The 24,244-nt window shown below is 33.2% G+C and carries 28 protein-coding genes; 9 read left to right on the top strand and 19 right to left on the bottom strand.

All coding sequences use genetic code 11. The features are described 5' to 3' along the window. Positions 1-338 precede the first annotated feature (338 nt). The 3 genes from GQ47_RS21215 to GQ47_RS21205 all read right to left on the bottom strand — a co-directional run bounded on the left by GQ47_RS21215 (position 339) and on the right by GQ47_RS21205 (position 2,523). Entirely contained in the window at positions 339-590 is a 252-nt protein-coding gene (locus GQ47_RS21215) for a hypothetical protein (protein WP_035652851.1), read from the bottom strand. 107 nt (positions 591-697) lie between these two features. Then, positions 698-1,642, bottom strand: a complete 945-nt coding sequence (locus GQ47_RS21210; RefSeq protein WP_035652848.1) for an OmpA family protein — start codon at positions 1,640-1,642, stop codon at positions 698-700. A gap of 119 nt (positions 1,643-1,761) precedes the next feature. After that, the gene (locus tag GQ47_RS21205) at positions 1,762-2,523 is read right to left on the bottom strand and encodes an exodeoxyribonuclease III (RefSeq protein WP_035652845.1); all 762 of its coding nucleotides are present in this window, start codon (positions 2,521-2,523) and stop codon (positions 1,762-1,764) included. Positions 2,524-2,643: 120 nt separating this feature from the next. On the opposite strand from GQ47_RS21205, the gene GQ47_RS21200 reads away from it, so the two are divergent. After that, positions 2,644-4,446, top strand: a complete 1,803-nt coding sequence (locus GQ47_RS21200; protein WP_035652842.1) for a GNAT family N-acyltransferase — start codon at positions 2,644-2,646, stop codon at positions 4,444-4,446. Between the two features lie 58 nt (positions 4,447-4,504). Here GQ47_RS21200 and GQ47_RS21195 read toward each other — a convergent pair whose 3' ends face one another. The 4 genes from GQ47_RS21195 to GQ47_RS21180 all read right to left on the bottom strand — a co-directional run bounded on the left by GQ47_RS21195 (position 4,505) and on the right by GQ47_RS21180 (position 6,727). Continuing rightward, positions 4,505-4,780 (bottom strand): TM2 domain-containing protein, encoded by a 276-nt coding sequence (locus tag GQ47_RS21195; protein ID WP_035652839.1) that lies wholly within the window; start codon positions 4,778-4,780, stop codon positions 4,505-4,507. 76 nt (positions 4,781-4,856) lie between these two features. Continuing rightward, positions 4,857-5,135 (bottom strand): TM2 domain-containing protein, encoded by a 279-nt coding sequence (locus GQ47_RS21190; protein ID WP_035652835.1) that lies wholly within the window; start codon positions 5,133-5,135, stop codon positions 4,857-4,859. Positions 5,136-5,144: 9 nt separating this feature from the next. Further along, a complete protein-coding gene (locus tag GQ47_RS21185) occupies positions 5,145-5,570 on the bottom strand; it encodes a DUF805 domain-containing protein (protein WP_035652832.1) in 426 nt (141 codons plus the stop codon). A 206-nt stretch (positions 5,571-5,776) separates the two neighbouring features. Beyond that, a complete protein-coding gene (locus tag GQ47_RS21180) occupies positions 5,777-6,727 on the bottom strand; it encodes a 2-hydroxyacid dehydrogenase (protein ID WP_035652829.1) in 951 nt (316 codons plus the stop codon). Positions 6,728-6,893: 166 nt separating this feature from the next. On the opposite strand from GQ47_RS21180, the gene nhaA reads away from it, so the two are divergent. From nhaA to GQ47_RS21165, 3 genes are read left to right on the top strand one after another with little or no spacing between them, the layout of a single operon-like run. Continuing rightward, positions 6,894-8,036, top strand: coding sequence for a Na+/H+ antiporter NhaA (gene nhaA / locus GQ47_RS21175; RefSeq protein WP_035652826.1), 1,143 nt, complete (start codon positions 6,894-6,896; stop codon positions 8,034-8,036). Between the two features lie 4 nt (positions 8,037-8,040). Continuing rightward, positions 8,041-8,340 (top strand): hypothetical protein, encoded by a 300-nt coding sequence (locus GQ47_RS21170; protein WP_035652824.1) that lies wholly within the window; start codon positions 8,041-8,043, stop codon positions 8,338-8,340. Positions 8,341-8,359: 19 nt separating this feature from the next. Further along, positions 8,360-8,764, top strand: coding sequence for a cytochrome c (locus GQ47_RS21165; RefSeq protein WP_035652821.1), 405 nt, complete (start codon positions 8,360-8,362; stop codon positions 8,762-8,764). 75 nt (positions 8,765-8,839) lie between these two features. Here GQ47_RS21165 and proC read toward each other — a convergent pair whose 3' ends face one another. The 8 genes from proC to GQ47_RS21125 form a co-directional block, all read right to left on the bottom strand. After that, on the bottom strand, positions 8,840-9,625 hold the full coding sequence (gene proC, locus GQ47_RS21160; RefSeq protein WP_035652818.1) for a pyrroline-5-carboxylate reductase: 786 nt from the start codon (positions 9,623-9,625) through the stop codon (positions 8,840-8,842). Between the two features lie 112 nt (positions 9,626-9,737). Beyond that, a complete protein-coding gene (mgtE, locus tag GQ47_RS21155) occupies positions 9,738-11,087 on the bottom strand; it encodes a magnesium transporter (RefSeq protein WP_035652815.1) in 1,350 nt (449 codons plus the stop codon). Next, positions 11,071-11,856, bottom strand: coding sequence for a 16S rRNA (adenine(1518)-N(6)/adenine(1519)-N(6))-dimethyltransferase RsmA (rsmA, locus tag GQ47_RS21150; protein WP_035652810.1), 786 nt, complete (start codon positions 11,854-11,856; stop codon positions 11,071-11,073). The genes mgtE and rsmA overlap by 17 nt, the downstream gene beginning before the upstream one ends. Positions 11,857-11,970: 114 nt before the next feature. Further along, positions 11,971-12,282, bottom strand: a complete 312-nt coding sequence (locus GQ47_RS21145; protein WP_035652807.1) for a DUF4286 family protein — start codon at positions 12,280-12,282, stop codon at positions 11,971-11,973. Between the two features lie 130 nt (positions 12,283-12,412). After that, a complete protein-coding gene (locus GQ47_RS21140) occupies positions 12,413-14,194 on the bottom strand; it encodes a tetratricopeptide repeat protein (RefSeq protein WP_035652804.1) in 1,782 nt (593 codons plus the stop codon). A gap of 52 nt (positions 14,195-14,246) precedes the next feature. Then, the gene (gene lgt / locus GQ47_RS21135; protein WP_035652803.1) at positions 14,247-15,077 is read right to left on the bottom strand and encodes a prolipoprotein diacylglyceryl transferase; all 831 of its coding nucleotides are present in this window, start codon (positions 15,075-15,077) and stop codon (positions 14,247-14,249) included. A gap of 93 nt (positions 15,078-15,170) precedes the next feature. Beyond that, a complete protein-coding gene (gene serS / locus GQ47_RS21130) occupies positions 15,171-16,442 on the bottom strand; it encodes a serine--tRNA ligase (RefSeq protein WP_035652801.1) in 1,272 nt (423 codons plus the stop codon). A gap of 271 nt (positions 16,443-16,713) precedes the next feature. After that, positions 16,714-17,136 (bottom strand): lipocalin-like domain-containing protein, encoded by a 423-nt coding sequence (locus GQ47_RS21125; protein ID WP_035652799.1) that lies wholly within the window; start codon positions 17,134-17,136, stop codon positions 16,714-16,716. Between the two features lie 232 nt (positions 17,137-17,368). On the opposite strand from GQ47_RS21125, the gene GQ47_RS21120 reads away from it, so the two are divergent. Beyond that, entirely contained in the window at positions 17,369-17,851 is a 483-nt protein-coding gene (locus GQ47_RS21120) for a hypothetical protein (protein WP_035652797.1), read from the top strand. Between the two features lie 62 nt (positions 17,852-17,913). Here GQ47_RS21120 and GQ47_RS21115 read toward each other — a convergent pair whose 3' ends face one another. The 4 genes from GQ47_RS21115 to GQ47_RS23665 form a co-directional block, all read right to left on the bottom strand. Then, positions 17,914-19,464, bottom strand: a complete 1,551-nt coding sequence (locus GQ47_RS21115) for a patatin-like phospholipase family protein (protein WP_081909402.1) — start codon at positions 19,462-19,464, stop codon at positions 17,914-17,916. Between the two features lie 84 nt (positions 19,465-19,548). Further along, entirely contained in the window at positions 19,549-20,115 is a 567-nt protein-coding gene (locus GQ47_RS21110) for a hypothetical protein (RefSeq protein WP_035652790.1), read from the bottom strand. 126 nt (positions 20,116-20,241) lie between these two features. Next, positions 20,242-20,784 (bottom strand): DMP19 family protein, encoded by a 543-nt coding sequence (locus GQ47_RS21105; protein ID WP_035652787.1) that lies wholly within the window; start codon positions 20,782-20,784, stop codon positions 20,242-20,244. A gap of 52 nt (positions 20,785-20,836) precedes the next feature. Beyond that, positions 20,837-21,007, bottom strand: coding sequence for a hypothetical protein (locus tag GQ47_RS23665; protein WP_193745237.1), 171 nt, complete (start codon positions 21,005-21,007; stop codon positions 20,837-20,839). Positions 21,008-21,328: 321 nt separating this feature from the next. Here GQ47_RS23665 and GQ47_RS21100 point away from each other — a divergent pair, with 321 nt between their 5' ends. From GQ47_RS21100 to GQ47_RS21085, 4 genes are all read left to right on the top strand, one after another. Next, positions 21,329-21,778, top strand: a complete 450-nt coding sequence (locus GQ47_RS21100) for a protease complex subunit PrcB family protein (RefSeq protein ID WP_035652784.1) — start codon at positions 21,329-21,331, stop codon at positions 21,776-21,778. Between the two features lie 54 nt (positions 21,779-21,832). Continuing rightward, positions 21,833-22,390, top strand: a complete 558-nt coding sequence (locus GQ47_RS21095) for a YdeI/OmpD-associated family protein (RefSeq protein ID WP_035652778.1) — start codon at positions 21,833-21,835, stop codon at positions 22,388-22,390. 63 nt (positions 22,391-22,453) lie between these two features. Continuing rightward, positions 22,454-23,356, top strand: a complete 903-nt coding sequence (locus tag GQ47_RS21090; protein ID WP_035652775.1) for a PhzF family phenazine biosynthesis protein — start codon at positions 22,454-22,456, stop codon at positions 23,354-23,356. A gap of 122 nt (positions 23,357-23,478) precedes the next feature. Then, positions 23,479-24,213, top strand: coding sequence for a hypothetical protein (locus GQ47_RS21085; RefSeq protein ID WP_035652772.1), 735 nt, complete (start codon positions 23,479-23,481; stop codon positions 24,211-24,213). Positions 24,214-24,244: the final 31 nt, after the last annotated feature.

Raw genomic sequence — 24,244 nt, 5'->3', positions numbered from 1 at the left:
TCAAAAGTAAAAACCTTTGAGCCTTTGTATCTTAGAAGCTTTGTCCCTTAGTTTATTTTAAACTTTTTAGTGGATTTTGAAATGTATTGAAAATCCTAACAATGAAAATAGAATTTTCTTTGATTTGATATAAAATTTTAAAATTTCTAACTATAATCCGATGGCAATCTATTCTATATTCATCGAGCTGAAATTGTTCAGCAAAAACGATATTATTAGCGCTATTAAATAGTTCTTGTCTAATTTTTAATGCTGTTTCTTTTGAATATTTATTTTTAAACTCAAAATAAATTTCCTTCAAGTCGAGTTTTGAATTTTCTGACTAAAAAACTAATGGTTTATTCATTATCCCAATCTTTCATTTCTTTAGACAGATCATCGCTTGAAACAATTCGATTGTACTTAATATCCTCTAAACCTTCTTCTACTCTATTATGATATTCAGTTAATGTTATAGGATTTCCTTTTGCATCATAAGAAACTACCTCATTCAAATAATTATCAAATACTGAAGAAACAATTCTCAATACTCTTTCATCAGCCAAATCTAACTGGCTTCTTATTTTATCTTTTAACTCTGGAAGTCCCATGATTATAATTTTAGATCATTCAAAGTTACAAATAATTCAATTCTTAAAATAAAAAAGGCTCAAAAGTAAAAACCTTTGAGCCTTTGTATCTTTAGCAACTTTAAACCTTAATTTATGCTATTCAACATCTCCGCAATCTCATCTAATCTTGGTGTTAAGATGATTTCGATTCTGCGGTTTTTAGCTTTTCCTTCCGGTGTAGCATTGCTTGCCAAAGGAGAAAATTCGCTTCGTCCTGCTGCTGTTAGTTTTTGTTTGTTGATTTTAGTATTTTCACTCAAAATAGCCACAATTGCAGTTGCTCTTTTTGTAGATAAATCCCAGTTGTTTGCAATTGGTCCAGAACCAGCATACGGATCATCATCTGTATGACCTTCGATAAGAACAGAAAGATCAGGATTATCGCCTAAAACTTTCCCAAGTTCTACAACTGCTTTTCTTCCTTCAGTTCCAACGGCCCAGCTTCCTGAATTGAAAAGCAATTTGTTTTCCATAGAAACATACACTTTTCCGTTTTTCTGTTCAACTGTCAAACCTTTTCCTTCAAAACCGTTTAAGGCTTTAGATAAAGTCTCTTTTAGTTTACGCATTGATTCTTCCTTAGCAGCAATCATATCTTCAAGCTCTTTCAATCGACTTGCTGTTTTGTCTAAACGCGCTTGTTCATCTGCCAGCTTTTTAGATTTTGCTTCTAATTGTGCTAATAACTCGCGGTTTTTAGCCATATTGCTTTCTAATGCATCGTTGCTGTTTTTTTCCAATGCATTATACGAATCCTGCAATACTTTATATTTTTTTTGCTCCGCTGCAAGATCAGCTTTTTGTTTTGCCAGATCATCTTTTGTACTTGCCAAATCTTTAGTCAGTTTGTCTTTGTCTAATTCTAACTGATTTTTTGCAGTTTTTAAATTCGCATTTTCATCTGCAATTGATCGACTTTCCTTTTTTAAATCTGAATATTTTGTTTCAAGATCATTGTAAATCTTTTTGGATACACAAGAAGTTGCAGACAAAGCTAAAACTACTAATCCAATAGAGGCTTTTTTAATCATTTTACTTTTGGTTTTTATTTGGGGCTTTATTAATAATTCAAAAAATCTTGTTTAAAGAATAAATTTTAAAACTTGTTTTCTTTAAACCGATACATTCTCAACAAGAACAATACCAAACTTTAGTCGATTTCGACTAAAACCGGGCAATGATCAGAGTGAACAGCATCTGGAAGAATAACGGCACGTTTTAAGCGGTGTCCCATCGCATCGCTTACTAAATTGTAGTCAATACGCCAGCCTTTATTATTTCCTCTCGCTCCTGCACGATAACTCCACCACGAATAATGATGCGGATCTTTATTGAAATGACGGAAACTGTCAATAAAACCTGATTTCATAAAAGCATCAAGCCAGGCACGCTCTGCAGGCAAGAACCCAGAAACTGTTTTGTTTCGAACAGGATCATGAATATCAATTGCTTCGTGGCAAATATTATAATCGCCACAAATAATCAAATTCGGAATCGTCAATTTCAGTTCGTTGATATACGTCTGAAAATCGTCCATAAACATAAATTTATGATCCAATCTTTCAATATTTGTTCCTGACGGAAGATACAAACTCATCACCGAAACATCTTCAAAATCAGCACGAAGATTACGTCCTTCAAAATCCATGTGATGAATTCCTGTTCCATAAACAACCGCTTTCGGCTCTATTTTAGATAAGATTGCAACACCGCTGTACCCCTTTTTGGTTGCCGGATAATAATATTGATACGGATAGCCAGCGGCCGTTATAGCTTCGACCGGAATTTGATCCTGTGTTGCCTTAATTTCCTGAAGGCAGATAACATCAGGGTTTGCAGCTTCAAGCCATTCGATAAATCCTTTTGTTATTGCAGCACGAATTCCGTTTACATTATAAGAAATAATTTTCATCTTGGTAATTTTTTTAGGATTCCAAATGTAATAAAAAAGTGGAAAGTTTATGATTGAATAAAGGAAAAGTAGAGTTTTTTGTTATCTTTGTTCGCTACTCTAATAATTTAAAAATAGTACATGGGTTTAGTTACCGCGAAAGAAGTTGCAAAGGCAATAAATGTTGATAAGTACGGAGTATTCGGTACTTTTTCAGGCTGGATTCTTATGAAGGTTCTTAAGATCTCGACCCTTAATAAAATTTATGATCATAATAAACATTTAGAGGATGTTGCGTTTCTAAACGGAATTTTGGATGAGATGGAAATCAAATTTGAAATCCCGGAAGAAGATTTAAAACGTTTGCCAAAAGATGGCGCTTATATTACCATTTCTAATCATCCGCTTGGAGGAATTGACGGTATTTTGCTTTTGAAATTAATGCTTGAAAGAGAGCCTAATTTCAAGATTATTGCAAATTTCTTATTACACAGAATTGTTCCGCTTAAAAAATACATCATGCCGGTTAATCCTTTTGAAAATCATAAGGATGCAAAATCAAGCGTGGTTGGAATCAAAGAAACTTTGCGTCATTTAAGTGATGGAAAACCGTTGGGAATATTCCCTGCCGGAGAAGTTTCAACTTACAAAGATGGAAAATTAATGGTTGACAAACCTTGGGAAGAAGGCGCTCTGAAATTAATCAGAAAAGCTAAAGTTCCTGTTGTACCCATTTATTTTCATGCTAAAAACAGTAAATTATTCTATTGGCTTTCAAAAATAGACGACACTTTGCGTACTGCAAAACTTCCGTCTGAATTGCTTACGCAAAAAGACCGTGTTATTAAAGTTCGTATTGGAAAACCAATTTCTGTAAGTGAACAAAACGAAATCGAATCGTTTGAAGAATACTCAGAATTTTTAAGAAAGAAAACCTACATGCTGGCGAATCCTTTTGAAAAGGATACCAAACTTATCGATACAGCTAGCTTGAAAATTCCGAAAGCACCTAAAAAAATTGTTACTCCGGTGAACGAATCAAAATTGATTGCCGAAGTTCAAGCTTTAAGAGATAATGATTCCCGATTTTTACAAAGTAAAAATTATGAAGTGTTTTTTGCAAAAGCAAAATCAATTCCGAATATCTTGCATGAAATTGGGCGTCTTCGCGAAATAACTTTCCGTGAGGTTGGAGAAGGAACAAATGAATCTATCGACCTTGACGAGTACGATCAGTACTACCACCATATGTTTTTGTGGGACGACGAAACCAAAAAAATTGCCGGAGCGTATCGAATGGGATTAGGTTCTGAAATTTACCGCAAATACGGAATTGAAGGTTTTTATCTTACTGATCTTTTCAGATTTGAACCTGAACTTCATGATATGATGAGTAAATCTATCGAGATGGGTCGTGCCTTTATCACTCGTGAATATCAGCAAAAACCAATGCCTTTATTTTTATTATGGAAAGGTATTATCCATACAACTCTTCGTCATCCTGAACACAAATATTTAGTTGGTGGCGTAAGTATCAGTAATCAATTTTCTGATTTCTCTAAATCATTGATGATTGAGTTCATGAAATCAAACTATTACGATCCGTATATTGCACAATATATTCATCCGAAAAAAGCATATAAGGTTAAATTGAAAGACGCGGACAAGGACTTTATCTTCGACGAAGCCGAATCTGATTTGAACAAATTTGACAAAATCATTGATGAATTAGAACCAGGAAACTTGCGTCTGCCAGTTTTAATTAAGAAATATATCAAGCAAAATGCACGAGTTGTCGCATTCAACGTAGATCCTTTATTTAACAATGCAATTGACGGCTTAATGTATATCAGAATTGCTGATATTCCGGAAAGCACTATGAAACCTGTTATTGAAGAATTTCAGCTTGAGCTAGAAAGAAAACTATCTGAAAAAGAAGATTAATCAGAATCTATTAAATATAAAAAAATCCCATTCCAGAAAGAGTGGGATTTTTTTATATTTAAAACCAGCCTTTATAGCCAACTTGGTATGTCTGATAAAATTCTTCGTCAGTTTTTGTCAAGTACAAAATTCCTTCAATAATTCCGATTACACCTCCAATACCGCACATTAGTCCCAAAAGCAATTGAATAATACCTTCTTTTGTATAACCAAGGTAAAATTTGTGAATCCCTAGCGCTCCTATTAAAATTGCCAATATTCCTGCAACAACTTTTTTGTTTTCTTGCTGGTATTGTGGCGGATTATTCCAATGTTCTGTTTTTGTATTTTCCATTTTGTAATTTTTAAATTTCTAATATAACGAACAAAAAAAATCCCATTCAATAATGAATGGGATTTAAATATATAATTTAGAACCAGCCTTTTTTGCCTACCTGGTAAGTTTGATAGAACTCTTCATCTGATTTTGTCAAGTAAATGATTCCTTCAATAAATCCGATTATTCCACCTAATCCACAAGTAACAATACTAATTACCACTTGAATGATTCCTTCTTGAGTGTATCCTAATATAAATTTATGAATTCCTAGATACCCAAAAATTATTCCCATAATTCCGGCTAGAACTTTTTTATTCTCTTGTCTTGGCTGTGATGGGGTATTCCACGCCTCTTGTTTGCTTGTTTCCATTTTTATTAATTATTGCAATTCAACATTTCCAATTTCGCTAATCTCGTCATTTTCATTTTTTGGATCAGCTCCATAATAATTTTCACCTCGATCGCCTTCAGTAACCAGTAAAACTAATAACCAAATACTTCCAACAAGCGGAATTAAAGCAATAAAATAAAACCATCCACTTTTTCCAACATCATGTAGTCTTCTTACAACAACAGCCAAAGTTGGCAAAACAGTAGCTAATGAATACGCAACAAAAGCAAAATAACCTATAAGTAAACCTCCTGTAGCATCAGAAAGAAATGAACCTACAATTGCACCAACAATAATAAAAGCTATAAAAATCACACACTGCATTAGTGTGAATAACCAATATTCGCTTCTTCTTGCGCGTCCAGTAAAATTCGCATAGTTTTGAAAAACCACCTTTTTGTACCATTCAATCATATTTAATAAAATTAGTTAGTTAATGCCTACTCTTTATAGGATTTTCGGTTGCTCCTTATTAAAATTTTGTTAAAAAAATGAGGAACAATATTAAACAAAAATAATTTCAAAAACTAATTCTCATGATTACTTTTACAGAAAAAGCTTGTTATAAAGGTTAAAATAATTCAAACGAAAATTACAATCAACTAATAATCAACGCTACTTCACTTTCCGGCATAAACTGCTTTGATTTTATCTACAATTACCTGAGCCAATCGTTCGTGACTTTCAAATGTCCATCCCGCAATGTGTGGTGTAAGTAAAACATTTTTGGCTTCTAATAAATATTGAAAGGCTTCAGGCGTATTTTTATCCTGAAAAAGTGTTTCAAAAGATAATTTCTCATATTCCAAAACATCTAAACCTGCTCCTAGAACCTTTTTTGACTTCATAGCTTCAACCAAATCTGCTGTGACGATATTTTTACCACGAGATGTATTTATAATCCAAAATGGCTTCGAAAATGCGTTTATGAAATTTCCATCAACCATTTTGTCTGTTTCTGGTGTCCAAGGCAAATGAAGACTTAAAACATCAGCTTTATTTTGCAATTCGGCTAAAGAAACTTGTTTGGCATTTTCATCTCCAATATTTTCTAAAATATCATAAAACAAAACTTCAGTATCAAAACCACGAAGTTTTTTAGCAAAAGCTTTTCCCATATTTCCATAACCGATAATTCCAACCGTTTTTCCATCAAGTTCATGACCGCGATTACTTTCTCGGTTCCAATGTCCTGCACGTACTTCAGCATCGGCCTGATTTAAATTATTGAAAAGTGATAATATTACACCCAGCGAATGTTCGGCAACTGCATTTCTATTTCCTTCTGGCGCTGCAATTAAGTGAATTCCTTTTGCTGAAGCATATTCACAATCAATACTTTCAAGGCCTGCGCCCACTCTGGCGATAAATTGCAAGTTAGTTGCATTATCTAAAAAAGTCTTGTCAATCTTGAAACGGCTGCGAATTACAATTCCGTTATAATCCTGAATTTTAGCTTCGATTTCTTCTTTAGAAGATTTAAAGTCGGCGTGATTTTCGAAACCAGCTTCTTCCAATTGATTCCAAAGAATTGGATTATTGCTGTCGATATGAAGAATTTTTATGCTCATTTTTATTGTATTTTATTGAAAACAAAAATACGGTAATTCTATAGAATTTGCTTTCAATATCAATCCATAAAAAAACCCAAAACCATAATTCGTTTTATTTTTTTTAACTTTGAAAATAGAAGATTGAAAAAATCAACTCTTTCACCTCTCTGGAAAATCCACCAAAATGAAACTGACCAAGACTTTTAATTCTTTTTTTAATAACGAAAAATCTGGAGGACTTCTCTTATTATTTGTTACGATTATCTCATTATATCTTGCAAATTCATCTTATTCAGCAGAATATGTTGCTTTTTGGGAAAAAGATCTGGGCGGGCATTCTATTACGCATTGGATCAATGATGGATTAATGACTATTTTCTTTTTATTGATTGGTTTAGAATTGGAACGCGAAATTTATCATGGCGAATTATCCAACATAAAAAATGCTTCTTTACCAATAATGGCGGCACTTGGCGGTATGTTAGTTCCAGCTGCGATTTTTCTGGCTTTAAATTTTGGAACAGCAACACAAAACGGAGCAGGGATTCCTATGGCAACCGACATTGCTTTTGCTATTGGAATTTTATCGCTTTTAGGCAAAAAAGTTTCACCTTCTTTAAAAGTATTTCTAACTGCACTTGCCGTTATTGATGATTTGGGCGCCATAATTGTTATCGCTATTTTTTACACTACATCAATTGCTTTTGTAAATCTTGCAATTGCTTTAGGAATTTGGGGTTTTCTCTTTATTTTAAACCGAATGAAAATCAACAACATAATTCCATATTTAATTGGCGGAATCGTGATGTGGTATTTTATGCTGAATTCTGGTGTGCATGCAACTATTACTGGCGTAATATTAGCATTCGTAATTCCGTTTGGAGACGGTGGCGAAAATTCGTCTTCTTATAAATTGCAGCACTTTTTACATAAACCTGTCGCTTTCCTAATTTTGCCTTTGTTTGCGATTGCAAATACCTGCATTGCAATAACTCAAGATTGGCACGAAGGTTTAAATCATACAAATACTTACGGAATTATTCTTGGTTTAGTAATTGGAAAACCTTTAGGAATCGTATTGTTTTCTTCCATTGGTGTAACAGCAGGTTTGTGTGTTCTTCCTAAAAACTTAAAATGGGCGCATATTTTGGGCGCGGGAATGTTGGGCGGAATTGGTTTTACGATGTCAATCTTTATTACCATTTTGGCTTTTAAAGATCCTGAAACAATTGTTTTTTCGAAAATTGCAATTCTTATTGCTTCAATGCTATCAGGATTTTTTGGATTTATATATTTAAAATACACTTTGAATAAACCAAAAGTCTGAAATTATGATCGCAAGAATCTGGCACGGAAAAACAAAAATTGAAGATTATGAGGCTTACACCGAATTTATAATCAAAACGGCTATTCCAGATTATGAGAAAACAGTTGGATTTATAAAACTTTCTTTTTTACGGAATATCAAAAACAACGAAGGCCATTTTACGCTTATAACGTATTGGGAAAATTGGGAAGTAATTAAAAATTTTGCCGGGGAAAATATCGAAAAAGCGAAATATTATCCTGAAGATGAACAGTTTCTTTTAGAATTCGAAGAGAATGTAGAACATTTCGAAGTTTTTGCTTAATCAGAAATTTGAAATATATATGAAAAGAATCAGAATCATACTTTTTTCTTTAACTGCTCTAATAGTATTGTCAGTCGGAATAATTATGTATCTGAAAATCTTCAAAAAACATGAAACTCCAGGCTGTGGAACGCGCGATTTGCCTTCTTGCGGAAATATCGATTTAAAGGAAAATCAAAAAAAAGGAAAAAAAGTATTTAATTCTAATTGTGCTGCTTGTCATAAATTGAACTCAAAAATAACTGGCCCAGCGCTTCATGAAGTTGATTCTATTGTTTTTGTAAATTGGCTTACTAATGAAAAACACAAAATCGACAGTTCTAAAGTAGAAATATTAGCAATTGATTATCATAAAACGGTATTTTCAAAAACTTTATCTAAAGAAGATGTCGCGAATCTAATTGAATATTGTCATTCGAAATAAATTCCAAAAAAAAAAATTCCAAACTCCACTTTTAAATCTGGAATTTGGAATTTTATATTTTAAAAATTGAAACTCTTATTTCAACAATCCTTTGATTTGCTTCAAAGAAGTTTTGATTCCTTTAATTAATGATGAACTGAATCCATTGTGTTCCATTTCATTCAAACCGACAATTGTACAACCTTGTGGCGTCGTTACACGGTCGATTAATTGTTCTGGGTGTACTTTTTCTTCTAAAAGCATTTTTGCAGCTCCTTTTGCCGTTTGAGCAGCAATTGCTAAAGCTGTACTAGAATCAAATCCAATTTCGATTCCAGCTTGCATTGAAGCACGAATATATCGCAATGCATAAGCTGTTCCGCAAGCGCCTAAAACAGTTGCGGCATCCATTAATTTTTCATCAATAACTGGAGCTGTTCCCAAATCCTGAAATAAATCTACAATTGGCATCGCTTCTTCGCGATCTGTTTCAGGGAAAGAAATACAAGTTGCCGATTCTCCAAACTGTGCCGCAATATTTGGCATAATACGTACAACCGGATATTCATTTTTTGTTTTTTCCTGAAGCATATCCAAAGACAATCCGCTTACTGCTGAAGCGATCGTTTTATTTTGAATCACAGGTAAAATTTCAGCCAAAACCGTATCAACCTGATAAGGTTTTATGGTTAAAATCACTACATCAGCTTCCTGAATATTGTGTTTATTATCATTAGACACTGTAATTCCATATTCAGATAAATATTGAATACTAGCGATGTTTCTTCTTGTAACAGTAACTTGGTTGTTTTTCGAAAATTTAGCAATTCCCAAGGCAATAGAAACCCCAAGGTTTCCTCCTCCAATAATGTGTACTTTCATGTTGCTGGGTTTTAATTTATTTCAGGCATATGAAGGCCTTTTATTCCGTTTGCAAATTACACAGAATTTAAAGATCTTAAATCACTGCATCTTATTAATTTGTGCCAAAAATCTAAAATCCAAGAATCATTTTGGCTACACCGAAATAAAGCATAATTCCAAAAACATCATTTGTTGTAGTAATAAACGGCCCCGTCGCAATTGCAGGATCGATTTTATTTTTATGAAGAAAAAGAGGCACAAGTGTCCCTAAAGTTGCAGCAAACAAAATCACAACAATCATTGAAATAGAAATGGCCAATCCAACAGAATATTGTTGATACATAAGTGAATGATAACCCAAAAGAAGCAAAGAAATAATACTTCCCGAAATCATTGAAACGGTAAGCTCCTTGCTGAAATATCCGCGACTAAATTCTTTCAAAGTACCGTTAGCCAAACCCTGCACCACAATTGCCGATGCCTGAACACCAATATTTCCAGCAGTTGCAGAAAGCAAAGGCACAAAAATAATTAATGTTGAATATTTCTGAAAAGCAGCTTCATTATCTTTTAATACAAAAGAAGCCACAATTTCAATCACCATCCCGATTAATAACCAAGGTAAACGCGCTTTTGTAAGCTCTAGAACACTGTCATTACTTTCAATGTCTTGCGTAATACCCGCCGCTAATTGGTAATCTTTATCAGCTTCTTCCTTGATTACATCCAGGATATCGTCGATTGTAATTCTTCCAACCAAACGTCCCAATTCATCGACAACCGGAATTGCTTCCAAATCATATTTCTGCATGATACGCGCGACTTCAACATCTTCAGTATCAACATTTACAAAATTTAATTTTCGGATATAAACGTCTCCAATTTGAGTTTTGGTTGAAGAAGTCAATAAGTCTTTAAGTGATAATCTTCCTTTTAATCGGTTTTCGTCGTCAACAACATAGATTGAATGTACTCTCGAAACATTTTCTGCCTGAATACGCATTTCTTTTACACACGTAAGAACATTCCAGTTTTCATTCACTTTTACAAGCTCTTTTCCCATCAAACCACCGGCCGTATTTTCGTCGTAACGCAATAATTCGACAATGTCTTTTGCGTGTTCAACATCGACAAGTTCTGAAATTACCTCTGCTTTGATTTCATGCGAAAGTTCGGCGATAATATCGGCAGCATCATTAGTCTCAAGTTCATCGAGCTCTTCGGCAATCTCTTTAGGTGATAATCGGCTTAAGATGTTTTCACGAAGATCATCTTCTAATTCAAGAAGAATTTCAGCTGTTTTATCACTATCTAAAACTTTGAAAATATAGGTTGCTTCGTCAAAATCTAATTCCTCAAGAATTTCTGCGATATCAGCATGGTGAAGGTCATTAAGTAAAACTTCAAGTTCTTTGTCGTTTTTCTTAACAATATGTTCTTCTAGTTGGTGGATTAATTCTTTGCTAACTTTGAACTCCATCGGCTTCTATTTTTTGAGTCAAAACAATAAATTCTTCAACGCTAAGTTGCTCGGGACGTTTATCAAAGATAGTGTCTTCTCGCAAATTATCTGATAAATTTAATGTTTTCAAACTGTTACGTAATGTTTTTCGTCTTTGTTGAAAAGCCGTTTTTACAACAGTAAAAAACAACTTTTCACCACACGGAAGACTATAATCTTCCTTTCGGGTCATTTTCATCACACCCGACTTGACCTTGGGCGGAGGAATAAAAACATTTTCGTTTACAGTAAACAAATACTCAGTATCATAGAAAGCCTGTGCAAGTACAGACAGGATTCCGTAGGTTTTTGATCCTTTTTTCTCGCAGATTCGCTCTGCAACTTCCTTTTGAAACATTCCAGAAAATTCCGGAATCTGATCTCTAAACTCTAATGTTCTAAAAACAATCTGAGAAGAGATGTTATATGGGAAATTACCAATAATGGCGAATTGTTTGTTCTCGTAAACCTGGTTTATATTATATTTCAGAAAGTCTTCTGAAATGATATTGTCTTTTAATTTTGGATAATTCGCATCCAGATACGCAACAGATTCCGTATCAATTTCGATTACTCGCGTATGGATTGGCTTGTCAAGTAAATATTTAGTAAGCACACCCATCCCCGGTCCTATTTCTAAAACCTCATCGTACCCCTTTAAACTCAAAGTATCAGCAATTGCTTTTGCGATACTTTCGTCTTTAAGGAAGTGCTGTCCTAAATGTTTTTTGGCTTTTACTTTTTCCATTTTCTTTTCTTGTTTTGCCGCGAGGGCGCAAAAGTATTCTTTTTGCTTCGAAGGCTAAAGCTTATTTCATGTTTTTTTGCCATGAAAGCACAAATACACAAAGCCTATTCTTCTTTAATGTTCTGAAATAACCTCCAATTCTGTTCTAAAAGAAAGCATTTTGTCCGCAAATAACTCCAAAGCTTCTCTGTCAAATTTTGGTTGATCTTCCAAATAATATTTCTCAAGAGTATCTTTACTGTCTGTTGTATATTGAACCGAATATGTGATTCCGCCCATTTCTTCTTCAACTAAAACTTTTACAATTCTTGCTGATGAAAACTTTTCAGTAGCCAGAATTTCCGGAATATGTTTTTCCTGCATCCATTTCAACCATTGGTCGTGAACGCTTTCGTGTATATTTGTGGTGATGTTGTAAATAATCATTTCTTCTAAAGGTTCTGAGATGCTAAGGTTCTAAGGGACTAAGTCTTTTACTTTTTTGATTCTTAAAATCTTATGCAAATCATTATATTATTAATTCTTTTTGTTTACTTGTAAAATCGGTTAAACCAAACTACAAATTCTTATCTCCTCTCAATTCTCTGTATTTTTTTCTGGCATCAACAAAGTAAATACTGTCCTGATGATTGAAGATTACCTTTTCATATAAAGGCTTTGCTTTTTCTATATCTTTCAATTCGTCGTTGTAAATTTCTGCTGAAAAAAATAGTGCTTCATCAACATAAATTCCGTCGCCATGATGATCGATTATTTGCTGGTACTGGCTTAAAGCCGAATTGTAATCTTTTAGACTTTCGTAAATTTTACCTAAACGCAACATTGTTACAGCTTCGATTTCCTGACCTTTATAGGTTTTCAGAATGTTCTGAAACTGTGCAATTGCTTCCTGTTTTTTATTTTGATAAATTAAAAAATCACCTTTTGCAAACTCCTTTAATGCCGTTTGTGTCGAATCAGCAGCGGTGTTATCATTTATCAATAAGAAATATTCCAGAGCGTCATTGGCAATCAATTGTGTATTTGCCGATTTTAATTCTTTAAATTGTTTCAAAGCCCATTCAAAATCAGTTTTATAATAACTTGTTTTTGCCGCTTTCAAACTTGCTTCATGCGCCATAACATCATTCTTCAAATCCAATTGAATCTGCGAATAATAAATAAGCGCCTGATTGAATTTTTCCTGCAAAAGCAAAATATCTCCCAATTCCATTTTGGCATCTGCTTCCTGATAATCATTTAAATTGAGTTCTAAAGCACGTTTTACAATCGCAATACCTTCTTCTGGCTTTTTCAGATTAAAAGCAGTAAAATGCGCTTTAATCAATTGCAAAGATAAAGTAAAAGGCGTTATATCGTACGTCGTGAGCAATTGCTGCAGTTCGGCATCAATTGCCGGATAATCTTTTTCCTGTGCTTTATCTATTTTAATTTCCATCAAATAGTAATTGGACTGCACTAACAAATCTAAATCTTTGGTATTTAAAAGAATAAAATTCAGGATTTCAGCTGCAGTTTCAGTATCGTCTTCATTCAGTGCAAACTGACTCAAATTGACGATGCTTGAAAGCGATTCAGGTTCGCGTTTGTAAATCGCTTTTTCCTGAATAAAGGCTTTTCCAAATTCTTTTTGCTGCACATAAAACCAGCTTAAATAGTGATTCCAGAAAACATCCTGATCTTTCTGTGTTTTTAAAATCAGGGCTTTTCGCATAGCATCTTTAAAGGCAGTATTATCCGTTTCGCCATTCATGAAACGTGATAATTGGGTCTGAATCAAATTAGCATTTTGCGGATTTTTATACGATTCTGTCAACAGAAGATCAATCATTTCGTCTGTCTTTCCTAATTGACCATACAACATTCCGATCTGGAAATTGAAATTGTAGTTCGGCTGAATTTGCATTGCAGTCTGATAGGCTTTTAAAGCATATTCGATCAATACTTTTTTCTCGAAGGAATTTCCAATTCCATAAACATCATTCGGATTCGCTTTTATTTTTTCAATTGCCTGATCGTAATAACTTCTTGCTTTAGATTCGTTTTTTTGCAATTGGAAATTATAGCCCAATTCAACTAAAAAGACACCTTGTTTGTATTTGCTATAACGATCCTGAATTGCCTTTTCTGCCACAGCATATTGCTGTAATTGCTGATAGCAGTCGACGACTCTTAAAAAATATTGGGTATTTGATGGCACACTGGCTAAAAGCTCTTCATAACTGACTTTTGCTTTTTCGAAATCGCCTTTATCGTAGTAATATTGAGCCAATTGCTCATTTTGAGAAAATGTAAGGCTTGACCACAACAAAAGGATATAGATAAAAATGTTTTTCATATTTCTATTTTTTAATGTGGCATTTTAAATAATTCAGAAACCTGATTGGTTTTTAAAATTCCTTATTAATTTCAAGTTTTGATTTCCAAACAATCAAAGTTAATCCAATTAAAATAAAGGGAATACTTAAAATTTGTCCCATATTTATAATCATATTATTTTCAAAAGTTTCCTGATTTTCCTTGAAAAATTCAATTATAAATCTAGCCAAAAACAATAATGTTAGAAAACATCCAAATAGTAATCCGCTAGTTTGTCTTATTTTATCTGATTTATACATCCAAAATAAAATTCCAAAAATCAACAGATACGAAAATGCTTCGTACAATTGCGTTGGATGCCTCGGAATTAAATCATCTCTTTGAAAAACAACACCCCAACTTCCATTAGTAGGTTTTCCGTAAATCTCCGAATTCATAAAATTCCCGAATCTAATAAAAGCGCCTGTAACAGGAACACCAATTGCCATTCGATCCAATAGCCATAAAAACTTTACTTTATATTTTCTACAATATAAAATCATCGCAATTAAAACACCTATCGTTCCGCCATGACTTGCTAATCCCTGAAAACCAACAAACTTGTAAATTCCACCAACTTTCTGAATTGGCAAAAGTATTTCTATTGGATGCTTAAGAAAATATTCAGGCTCATAGAAAAAACAATGTCCTAATCTTGCTCCTAAAATGGTTCCTACAATTACATAAACCAATAAACTATCCAGATTTTCTATGGAAATATTTTCTTTTTTATAAATATTTCTAACAATATAATATCCAAGTAAGAGTCCTGCAGCAAAAAGAGCTCCATAATATTTCAAAGGGAAACTGTCTGTAATCATTACTATTACAGGATCTAGGTTCCAATTTAAAACTCCACTCATATTAATTTATTTTAATTATGTTCTTTCTAAAAACTAAGAAACCTAACAGATTTTGAAAACCTGTTAGGTTTAATTCCCTAAATTACTAAAAATTTAGTTTATAATATCAAATCCGCAGTACGGACGTAAAACTTCTGGAATTACAATTCCTTCCGGCGTTTGGTAATTTTCTAAAATTCCGGCCAAAACTCTCGGCAAAGCCAATGAACTTCCATTCAAAGTATGAGCCAATTGGTTTTTTCCATCTTTATCTTTGAAACGTAATTTCAGACGATTTGCCTGGAAAGTTTCGAAGTTAGAAACAGAACTGATCTCTAACCAACGATCCTGCGCCGTAGAAAACACTTCAAAATCATAAGTCAAAGCCGATGTGAATCCCATATCACCTCCGCAAAGACGTAAAATTCTGTATGGCAATTTTAATTCCTGAAGAATATTTTTTACATGTTCAACCATTCCGTCAAGTGCTTCATACGACTTTTCAGGATGTTCGATACGCACAATTTCAACTTTGTCAAATTGGTGCAAACGGTTTAATCCACGAACGTGCGCTCCATATGAACCAGCCTCACGACGGAAACATGGCGTATAAGCAGTGTGTAAAACTGGTAATTCGCTTTCGTTTAAAATAACATCACGGAATAAATTTGTAACCGGAACCTCAGCAGTTGGGATTAAATATAAATCATCAACCGTTGCATGGTACATTTGTCCTTCTTTATCTGGCAATTGCCCTGTTCCGTAACCTGAAGCTTCATTTACCAAATGCGGCACCTGAACTTCATTATATCCCGCAGCAGTATTTTTATCTAAAAAATAATTGATTAAAGCACGCTGTAAACGAGCTCCTTTTCCTTTGTAAACCGGAAAACCTGCGCCGGTAATTTTTACACCTAATTCAAAATCGATAATATCATATTTCTTTACCAATTCCCAGTGCGGTTGTGCACCTTCGTGTAAAACCGGAATATCTCCTTCTTGAAAAACATTCAAGTTATCATCTGGTGTTTTTCCTTCAGGAACAATATCAGCCGGAAGATTTGGCAAAGTGTATAATTTGTTTGTCAATTCAACAGCAAGAGCTTCAGCTTTTTCGCCAAGTTCTTTGCTTTTTTCTTTTAATGAAACTGTTTTTTCTTTTAAAATCGCTGCTTTTGATTTCTCTCCAGCTTTCATTAATTCGCCAATGTCTTTGGACAATTTATTAGATTCAGATAAAACATTGTCTAATTCTACTTGCGCAGCACGACGGTTTTCATCTAATTGCACCACCTCTTCAACAACACTTTTAGCATCGATATTTCGTTTTGCCAAAGCCTTGATTACTTTCTCTTGATTCTCTCTAATAAATGCGATTTGTAACATAGCTTAATTTTTGTAACTATTTTATTTTATAACGGAAGCAAATTTAAGGAAATGTTTCCTAAGATTGAGACAAAGTTTATCGGGAAAAAGTTATTTCACAGAGATGCACGAAGATTATGCAAAGATTTGCAAAGTTTTTTACGTGACTTTGTGTTTTTTCTCTATGAATCTCTGTATAATAATGACAATAAAAAACGGAAATAACTTTTAAAAAAGCTATTCCCGTTTCATTATAAATCCTGACAATTCAAGATTTAATATTCATAATTGATTATCTGGTATATACCGTAATCTTTCCACTTGCATCTCTAAGCTTAAGTTCTGAAAGCGTAAGATTTACAATATCTTGCGTTATACTTGCACCACCTGTAATAGAAATGGTTAAATTATTATGTGATCTTGAATAGATTCCTGTTTGCGTTGTTAAAGCACAAGCGCTTACAGTTGAATCATAATCTCCGATTGTTGCAGTGTTATCTAATTTCAACTGCAGATAATCTCTGTCGCATCCACTTTGATTTTGCGGTGCATCGATTAATGTTTCTGTACCTCCTACTGCTGTTCCTGTTTTACTAAGATTCCATTTTCCTTCTAGCGGAATTAGTGTTTCTCCTTCGTTGTCATCACTACTGCACGAAACAGTTGATAATCCAATACATAGTAATAACCCGAATAATATACGTCTAGTTTTCATGTTTGATTTCTTTTAAAAATTAATACTGCTAAATTAATTTTAAAGCATTGCAGGTTTGTTACATAACTTGCTCAAACGTTTATATAATTATTAGGAATTCGTAAGTAAATTCATAAATTTATTAAAAGCGTAAATAATTAAAAATCAATCCTGTGAAAATTATATTAAAAGATAACTTACTAAAATAATTCTGATATATTTGTTTTAACAATAATTTACAACGTTAAAACTTATGAAAAAAATTACTTTATTCCTCTTATTACTCATTTCTGTAGTGTTTACAAGCTGTAATCAGCAGACTACTACGAGTTATAACAATCAAATTGTAGAAGCTCATAAAAAACTTTTTGAAGCAAACGACGCGTTTCTGAACAGCAGTTTAAACTATATCGGTAAACCAGAATCAAAAAAAGATTTACTGAAATTGATCGCTTCAACAAGAAACAAATTAGTTGCTGCACAAAAACCAGTTGATCTTCTGATGCCGTTAAATTCAGATAGAGGTCTTAGAAAAAAGATGCTGGATATGTTTGACATCAGCATAGCCTCAATGGATGGTTTTGAAGCCAACATCGATATTTTAACAACTAAAGATAATGAGGTAAAAGCAGCTACAATGATGCAAGGCGCTTTTAGTGGATTATTAGAACTTGACAAAGAAATTAAAGAAATTCAGGTTGAATATGCAGATTCTAACAATGCTCAATTAAGGTAAAATCTTAATTGGGCATTTGTCCTTTTTACTTTTTATTGAAAGATTTTTAATCGGGATTATATTTACAATCCTTTATCTTCTGTCAACAATTCTTTCAACTCATTTGTTTTTAAAAAAGCGGCAAAACGTCCGGCCAATAATAGCATTTCTTTTTCTTCCGGAGTTGTTTTCAATTTTGTTTCAACGTGCGAAGTATATTCATAAAGCATCAAAAGTTCTTTGGCTCCAAAATCCTTAAACGTTTCTTTTTCTAAACTAGAAAGCAAGAGTTGACCATTTTTATCTTTCTTAAAATGATCATAACCAAATTTTTCAATTAACTGATTTCTGAAATCCTCATAAAGCTTAAGCCAGCTTGCAGCTTCATCATCCGTATTTTTTAGTTGTGTTACCAAATCTTCATATGCCTGATCTTTTTTTAATGTCAACAGATAATCACGCAAAGTTGTAAAACCAATAATCTGGTAATTTGAAGTAGGGATTTTATATTTGTCCAAAACATTTTCAACATCTCTTTCAAAAGTAATATATCGGGTTTGAACCGTATATAAAGATGCTGTTTCTAACAACGAAATCAATTTGATTTTCTCATCGTTTATAAAAGGTGCTTTTTTTCCCGGTCCCAAACAATCAATAAAAAGGGCTTTTTTGTTTTTGTCTTTCACTTTAGTATCGCTGTGGAGCAATTCAATCAAAGTTTCATAACCCATATTATCTGACGCGCCGCCATCGATTACACATAAAATCTTTTCCTGATTTTTGATTCCGAATTTGGTTTTTGGAAGAACTCCTGGAAACGCAGAACTTGCCGTAATAGCATAAGTCAGAGGAAAATCATAACCATTATTGATCTGATTTCCGTCAAGCGGAAGCGCTGCTTTATTTGGAGCTAAAGACGAATTGATTTTCAAGGCATGAATAATGTGCGGCATAAAAGGAAAACGTTCTCCGTTGTTATATGCCGTGCCGTTGGCAACCATCATAGGCAATTGTGGATTTAGCTTGCTTTCTTTCGGAATAAAAAAGTCAGACAAAAGCATTTGAGTTTTGAATTTATTCTCGTTTTCCGGATTTGCGCTATCATATTGTAAAACCTCCAAATCTAATCGTTGCGACATGGAAACTTTCTCGCCTTTTTCATTTCGGCTGTTATTGAGAAGAGAGAGAAGCGTAGCCGATTTATTTACATCTGATTTATAGGCATCATTCTTGGAAAAATAAAATTCATTGAACGTACAATTATCATATTGCAATTTGTTTTTCAGAATTGTCAAATAATATCCAGCCGAATAACAACCTCCTGAAACCGTTGAAAAATAATCGATTTCATTCAAAAAATTACGATTCGAATTATCTTCCTGAACTTCTTCCAAACCCAAAAGCACGCCCAGACTAAAAAACTGCGCGCGTGATCCGCCGCCAGAAATCCCAACTCCTAAAGCAATATTCGGATTTTGCAATTGGCTGCTGCGGTCTTGTACCGATTTATAATCGCTTAAAGAAACAGCGGGAATCGAATTATAATTGATCTCTGAAAAAAGATTGATTTTGTTTTGAGAAAATCCAATTTGCATCAAAAGAAAAAACAATATCTGACTGCATTTATATCTCATTTTGAAACTATTAAAAAGCTTAATCCTTACAAGCGAATTTACAAGAATATGGATAAAGTTGAAAACGAAATTCTGAAATCTTTTTTATTCAATATTGAACAATCGTAAAATATAAGAGAGCTCATAAACGATAAACAAAATTGCCAAAACAGTATGGAAAACTTTATTATGAATTTTAATCGCCACCAGACAAAGCAAAATATGACTAATAATCCTAACGTAATATTCCGTTTGATTATACAAAAAATAATCGCCGCCTTTAATCGCCGTGTCAATCATATCAGCAATAAAACTGATCGCCAAGATGGCAAAAAACCAATTTTTCCTTGAATAAAAATAATCTTCATATCCCGTATAATCAACCAGATCATCGGGATATAAAATCGCGCAAAGCAAATAATAGATTAAGATATAGCAGATTATAAAGAAATAATCGGCAAAATACCATTCGTGAATTAATTTGAGATTAAACTCCCACCACCAAAAATGAATAAGAAGCAAAAAGACATAAAACACCCAGAGGGAGTGCACAAAATAGATTTTCTTTCGTCCTGGATGCTGAATAAAAATAACAGAACCTTTGATTAAGTGTGTTAAACCCAAACCCAAAATAATCCCAATAACCGATTTGATATGTGTAAGTTCTTCCATAAAATTCTCTAGATTTCAGAAACAACTAAAATTAAATCAATTAATTGAAATACAATAATTTAGAAGATAATTTGATAACAAAAAAACTTTGAATCTTTTTAACTTTGCAACTTTGTAACTAAAAAATTAAGCTCTCTTAATCTCATGCCCAACAAATTCCTCCAGAACCGAGAAAATTTCATCAACCGGAAGTGCTTCAAAATCAGGATGATTTTTTAGAAAATTCGCATTCATTTCTGTCAGGTTTTCTTCCAATTCAAAAAAAGCATTATTATTCAACAAATCCCTGGTCGGATTTACACCTTCAAATTTTCCCTTTAAGAATTTAGCAATTTTTACGCTACTCAATAATTTTACTCTTTTTGATTGCGCCTGAAACAATTCTAAATGCTTTTCGGCACCAATTAAAGCAAGACCTTCTTCAATAAGTTCATTCAATTCCTTATTCCAACCCGAATTATAAACAAACTGCGAAAAATTTCCCGCTGCATATTGTTGCGTATAAAAATCCAGATAATAACTCATCAAAGCATCTTCGTGAATCAAATCATCGTCGACTTTTTCCTCGCGCATTAAATTGATTACCGAAATATTTGAATTGATAATATCCTGCGCATTACCACTATTCATTGCCGTTTCTGAAACTATTATTCTACCGAATTCTTCCATTGTATATTATTTTGTATCGTTTAAACTAAAAACCGAAAAACTGCAATTTGATTTACTTATTCTCCGATTCGCCGTTTTTCTTCTGTTCATTTATTTTTGCAACTAACGCCTTCAAGCGAAGTTTCTGCGCTTCTTTCTCCTCACGAAGTTTCGCTTTTTTCCTATTCAGCAATTTAGTATGCAAAGCCTTGTTTTTCGTATTTTTTTCAGGTCCTTTTGCCATGATTTCTCTTCTTTAGTTATGAAATCCTTTTATTCAGGAATTGTTTTGCAAATTTCGGATAAATAGTAATAGCTTCGAAAATATTTTTTTGGGCGTTTCCCGACGCGGCGGGTCGGGCTATCCGTTACAAGTCCTCGCACTTCCTTCGTCAGGCTGTGGGCTTTCCACTTCTATCCCTAACGCAATCCCCGTTTCATAAGAAAAAATCATTTTTTATGTTTTTCAAAAAGATTAAAATGGATACGCAACCTTTTAACAAAAACGCTATCTGTTTAATTAGTAAACCATTACAATTACATTTTCAACCTAAAAACCAAAACCATGAAACAGATTATTTTATTTCTAACCCTTGCATTGACATTAGCAAGTTGCAGCAATAACGATGATGAAAGATCAGATGTTGCTTTTACAACAATTTACCAAAGAGACACTTATGGAGCATACCCCGGAACGATTCCTAAATCAAATCTTGTAATCACAAATCAAACCGACTGGAATGCTTTATTAGAAAAATTAAATATCATCACGCAAGCTTTATATATTTCACCTGACACAACTGTCGATTTTAGCAAATATCAGATCATCGCTGTTTTTGATGAAGTGCGTAAGAGTGGCGGTTATTCAATCGACATCACCAAGATATCACAATCAAACAGCCAGATTATAGTTAAAGTGGAACAATTAAACAAAGGCAATCTAACCTCAGTAATTACACAGCCATTTCATATCATTAAAATAGCAAAATCAAACAAAAAGGTGGTTTTTAAATAATTGCGTTTTTTCTGTTATTTATAATACTTTTACAAATAACAATAACGGAATAAAATGGAACCAACCTTCTTCTCCACTCAAGAAAAATTCAGAGCTTGGTTAGAAAAGCATCATAAAACAGAAACTGAACTCGTAGTAGGTTTCTACAAAGTAAAAAGCAAAAAACCTTGTATGACCTGGTCAGAATCTGTTGACCAGGCACTTTGTTTTGGTTGGATTGATGGCATCCGAAAAACTATTGACGACGAAAGTTACACTATCCGATTTACGCCAAGAAAAAAGTCAAGCATTTGGAGTGCAATCAACATCAAAAAAATCGAACAATTGACAAAAGCCGGACTCATGAAAGAAGCCGGAATTAAAGCTTTCGAATTAAAATCTGACGAAAGATCCCAAATTTATTCCCATGAAAATGAAGCGTATGTTCTAGATCCGGAACTCGAAAAACTATTTAAAGCAAATAAAATAGCTTGGGAATATTTCAGCAATCAGGCACCATCGTACAGAAAAGTAATAATTCACGTGATTATGAGCGCCAAACAAGAAAAAACCAGAATTTCGAGATTGGAAAAAGCAATAAAATTTAGTACCGAAGGAAAACGAATGTTGTAATGCCTATTGCTTTAGTATAGTATAAACAGTAACTTTATTCCGTCTAAAAAAAAAGAAAAAGGAATGGAAGGAAGAAAAGCATTAGAATATTACGTTTTAGATGTATTTTCAAACGAAAGCTATAAAGGAAATCCGCTTTCTGTAGTTTTTACAGACGGCAATTTAAAATTAGAAACTTATAAAGATATTTCTAAAGAATTTCGCTATTCCGAAACCTCTTTTGTCTATTATTCTACAAGAGATAAAGCACTTATAGTTCGTTCGTTTACCCCAACCGGAATCGAAATCGACGGCGCAGGACATAATTTACTCGGCGCAGTCTGTGGAGCTCTGCTAAAAGGAATGCCTATTTTTGACGAACAAAACGAAAGCGAGCCTTTTGTAATTATGAAACATTCTGCAATTCCGTTAACTGTAAGTTTTGACACCAGTACATTTTATCCTGTTGTTCAAATGCATCAAAAATCGGCAGTGATTAAACAGGAAATCCCAACCTATAGAATTGCCGTAGCACTCGGCTTAAAAATTGAAGATTTAGATGTAAATGCTTTTGTTCCAACGATAGTTAAAACAGAAGTTGCACACCTAATGGTTCCTATAAAAAACAGTTATTTGCTCAACAGCTTTGTTCCGGATAATCAGCTTTTGATCGAAATATCAAAAGAATATAATTTTGAAGGTTTTTATTGTTTTACCATTGCAGATGAAGGCCAAGAACATATAGTAGAAACAAGATTTTTCAATCCAATAATCGGAATTAATGAAGATCCGGCGACAGGAACGGCGGCTGGACCTTTAATTGGTTTTTTAACCCAAAAGAAATTCACTAAATCTGATAAAGAATATAAAATTCTTCAGGGCGTAAAATTAAAACAAGCCTCAATGATTGAAGTCATGAACCGTGAAGAAGATATTTTAGTTGGTGGTTCTTCGATTATAACCATGAAAGGCGAGCTTTATATTTAACTACAAAATATTCACATAATTTGACAACAAATTAAAACAGTAATTGTTAAAAGATGGATAAAAATAATATATTTGGGTTAATTTAACATTTAACCCATAATCTACTTTTAACAACTTTTAATATGGATCGAATTATAATTCTTACCAGACTTGCAGTCGCAATTTTCCTATTTTACATTCTTAATTACTTATTATACAGTTCATTTAATCAAATTCCATCTTTTATAAGTGCTCCAATAAATGGAATTTTAGTAATTGGTGCATTGTATTACATTTTTAAAAGTAGAAAACAATTTGTTATTGATAATGAAGATGAAGAAGGAATGCCTCTTCATTTAGAAAAATCAAGTTATTTCTTTATACCGCTAGGAGCTGTAATCGCATTTTTTCTTGTTTCTTCTAGTTTTAGAACGGCACTTTACATTGACAATGGAAAATCTACTCCTGTAGAAATCAAAATAGCTTCAGAAACAGCACAAACCATCGCCCCAAATAGTTTTATTAAAACCGAAGTTCCTATTGGCAAAAATGAATTAATCATCGATGGGAAAACAAAAACCATAAACATACTTGACAAAGGAGAATGGGTTTATAATGTCGATAATTTGAATTCTTATATCGAAGGAACCGTAGATTATGCAGATCAGTCGATAAGAAGTATAAACAATGTAAAAGATACTACTACTACAAAACTCTCGGCAGATAAAATTATCCATAAAGAATTTTTCAAACTAGAATCCGATTTTATTTTTGAAGCTCCTGAAACTATATCTGTTTCAAAAAACGCCCAAACAGGCACAGTACATACTCAAACTGTTTTATATAGATTACCAAAAGAATTATCTCAAGTAAAATAAACACAAAAAAAGCTGCATTAAATGATGCAGC

This window comes from Flavobacterium sp. ASV13, from assembly GCF_000745775.1.
GTDB lineage: Bacteria > Bacteroidota > Bacteroidia > Flavobacteriales > Flavobacteriaceae > Flavobacterium.
The sequence above is the reverse complement of the archived record's forward strand: the minus strand, read 5'-3'. Positions and strand labels throughout refer to the sequence as shown.

Bases quoted from the DNA above. Each gene is read 5' to 3' on its own strand.
- GQ47_RS21215 (WP_035652851.1), bottom strand. From the start codon at position 590: ATGGGACTTCCAGAGTTAAAAGATAAAATAAGAAGCCAGTTAGATTTG.
- GQ47_RS21210 (WP_035652848.1), bottom strand. From the start codon at position 1,642: ATGATTAAAAAAGCCTCTATTGGATTAGTAGTTTTAGCTTTGTCTGCA.
- GQ47_RS21205 (WP_035652845.1), bottom strand. From the start codon at position 2,523: ATGAAAATTATTTCTTATAATGTAAACGGAATTCGTGCTGCAATAACA.
- GQ47_RS21200 (WP_035652842.1), top strand. From the start codon at position 2,644: ATGGGTTTAGTTACCGCGAAAGAAGTTGCAAAGGCAATAAATGTTGAT.
- GQ47_RS21195 (WP_035652839.1), bottom strand. From the start codon at position 4,780: ATGGAAAATACAAAAACAGAACATTGGAATAATCCGCCACAATACCAG.
- GQ47_RS21190 (WP_035652835.1), bottom strand. From the start codon at position 5,135: ATGGAAACAAGCAAACAAGAGGCGTGGAATACCCCATCACAGCCAAGA.
- GQ47_RS21185 (WP_035652832.1), bottom strand. From the start codon at position 5,570: ATGATTGAATGGTACAAAAAGGTGGTTTTTCAAAACTATGCGAATTTT.
- GQ47_RS21180 (WP_035652829.1), bottom strand. From the start codon at position 6,727: ATGAGCATAAAAATTCTTCATATCGACAGCAATAATCCAATTCTTTGG.
- nhaA (WP_035652826.1), top strand. From the start codon at position 6,894: ATGAAACTGACCAAGACTTTTAATTCTTTTTTTAATAACGAAAAATCT.
- GQ47_RS21170 (WP_035652824.1), top strand. From the start codon at position 8,041: ATGATCGCAAGAATCTGGCACGGAAAAACAAAAATTGAAGATTATGAG.
- GQ47_RS21165 (WP_035652821.1), top strand. From the start codon at position 8,360: ATGAAAAGAATCAGAATCATACTTTTTTCTTTAACTGCTCTAATAGTA.
- proC (WP_035652818.1), bottom strand. From the start codon at position 9,625: ATGAAAGTACACATTATTGGAGGAGGAAACCTTGGGGTTTCTATTGCC.
- mgtE (WP_035652815.1), bottom strand. From the start codon at position 11,087: ATGGAGTTCAAAGTTAGCAAAGAATTAATCCACCAACTAGAAGAACAT.
- rsmA (WP_035652810.1), bottom strand. From the start codon at position 11,856: ATGGAAAAAGTAAAAGCCAAAAAACATTTAGGACAGCACTTCCTTAAA.
- GQ47_RS21145 (WP_035652807.1), bottom strand. From the start codon at position 12,282: ATGATTATTTACAACATCACCACAAATATACACGAAAGCGTTCACGAC.
- GQ47_RS21140 (WP_035652804.1), bottom strand. From the start codon at position 14,194: ATGAAAAACATTTTTATCTATATCCTTTTGTTGTGGTCAAGCCTTACA.
- lgt (WP_035652803.1), bottom strand. From the start codon at position 15,077: ATGAGTGGAGTTTTAAATTGGAACCTAGATCCTGTAATAGTAATGATT.
- serS (WP_035652801.1), bottom strand. From the start codon at position 16,442: ATGTTACAAATCGCATTTATTAGAGAGAATCAAGAGAAAGTAATCAAG.
- GQ47_RS21125 (WP_035652799.1), bottom strand. From the start codon at position 17,136: ATGAAAACTAGACGTATATTATTCGGGTTATTACTATGTATTGGATTA.
- GQ47_RS21120 (WP_035652797.1), top strand. From the start codon at position 17,369: ATGAAAAAAATTACTTTATTCCTCTTATTACTCATTTCTGTAGTGTTT.
- GQ47_RS21115 (WP_081909402.1), bottom strand. From the start codon at position 19,464: ATGAGATATAAATGCAGTCAGATATTGTTTTTTCTTTTGATGCAAATT.
- GQ47_RS21110 (WP_035652790.1), bottom strand. From the start codon at position 20,115: ATGGAAGAACTTACACATATCAAATCGGTTATTGGGATTATTTTGGGT.
- GQ47_RS21105 (WP_035652787.1), bottom strand. From the start codon at position 20,784: ATGGAAGAATTCGGTAGAATAATAGTTTCAGAAACGGCAATGAATAGT.
- GQ47_RS23665 (WP_193745237.1), bottom strand. From the start codon at position 21,007: ATGGCAAAAGGACCTGAAAAAAATACGAAAAACAAGGCTTTGCATACT.
- GQ47_RS21100 (WP_035652784.1), top strand. From the start codon at position 21,329: ATGAAACAGATTATTTTATTTCTAACCCTTGCATTGACATTAGCAAGT.
- GQ47_RS21095 (WP_035652778.1), top strand. From the start codon at position 21,833: ATGGAACCAACCTTCTTCTCCACTCAAGAAAAATTCAGAGCTTGGTTA.
- GQ47_RS21090 (WP_035652775.1), top strand. From the start codon at position 22,454: ATGGAAGGAAGAAAAGCATTAGAATATTACGTTTTAGATGTATTTTCA.
- GQ47_RS21085 (WP_035652772.1), top strand. From the start codon at position 23,479: ATGGATCGAATTATAATTCTTACCAGACTTGCAGTCGCAATTTTCCTA.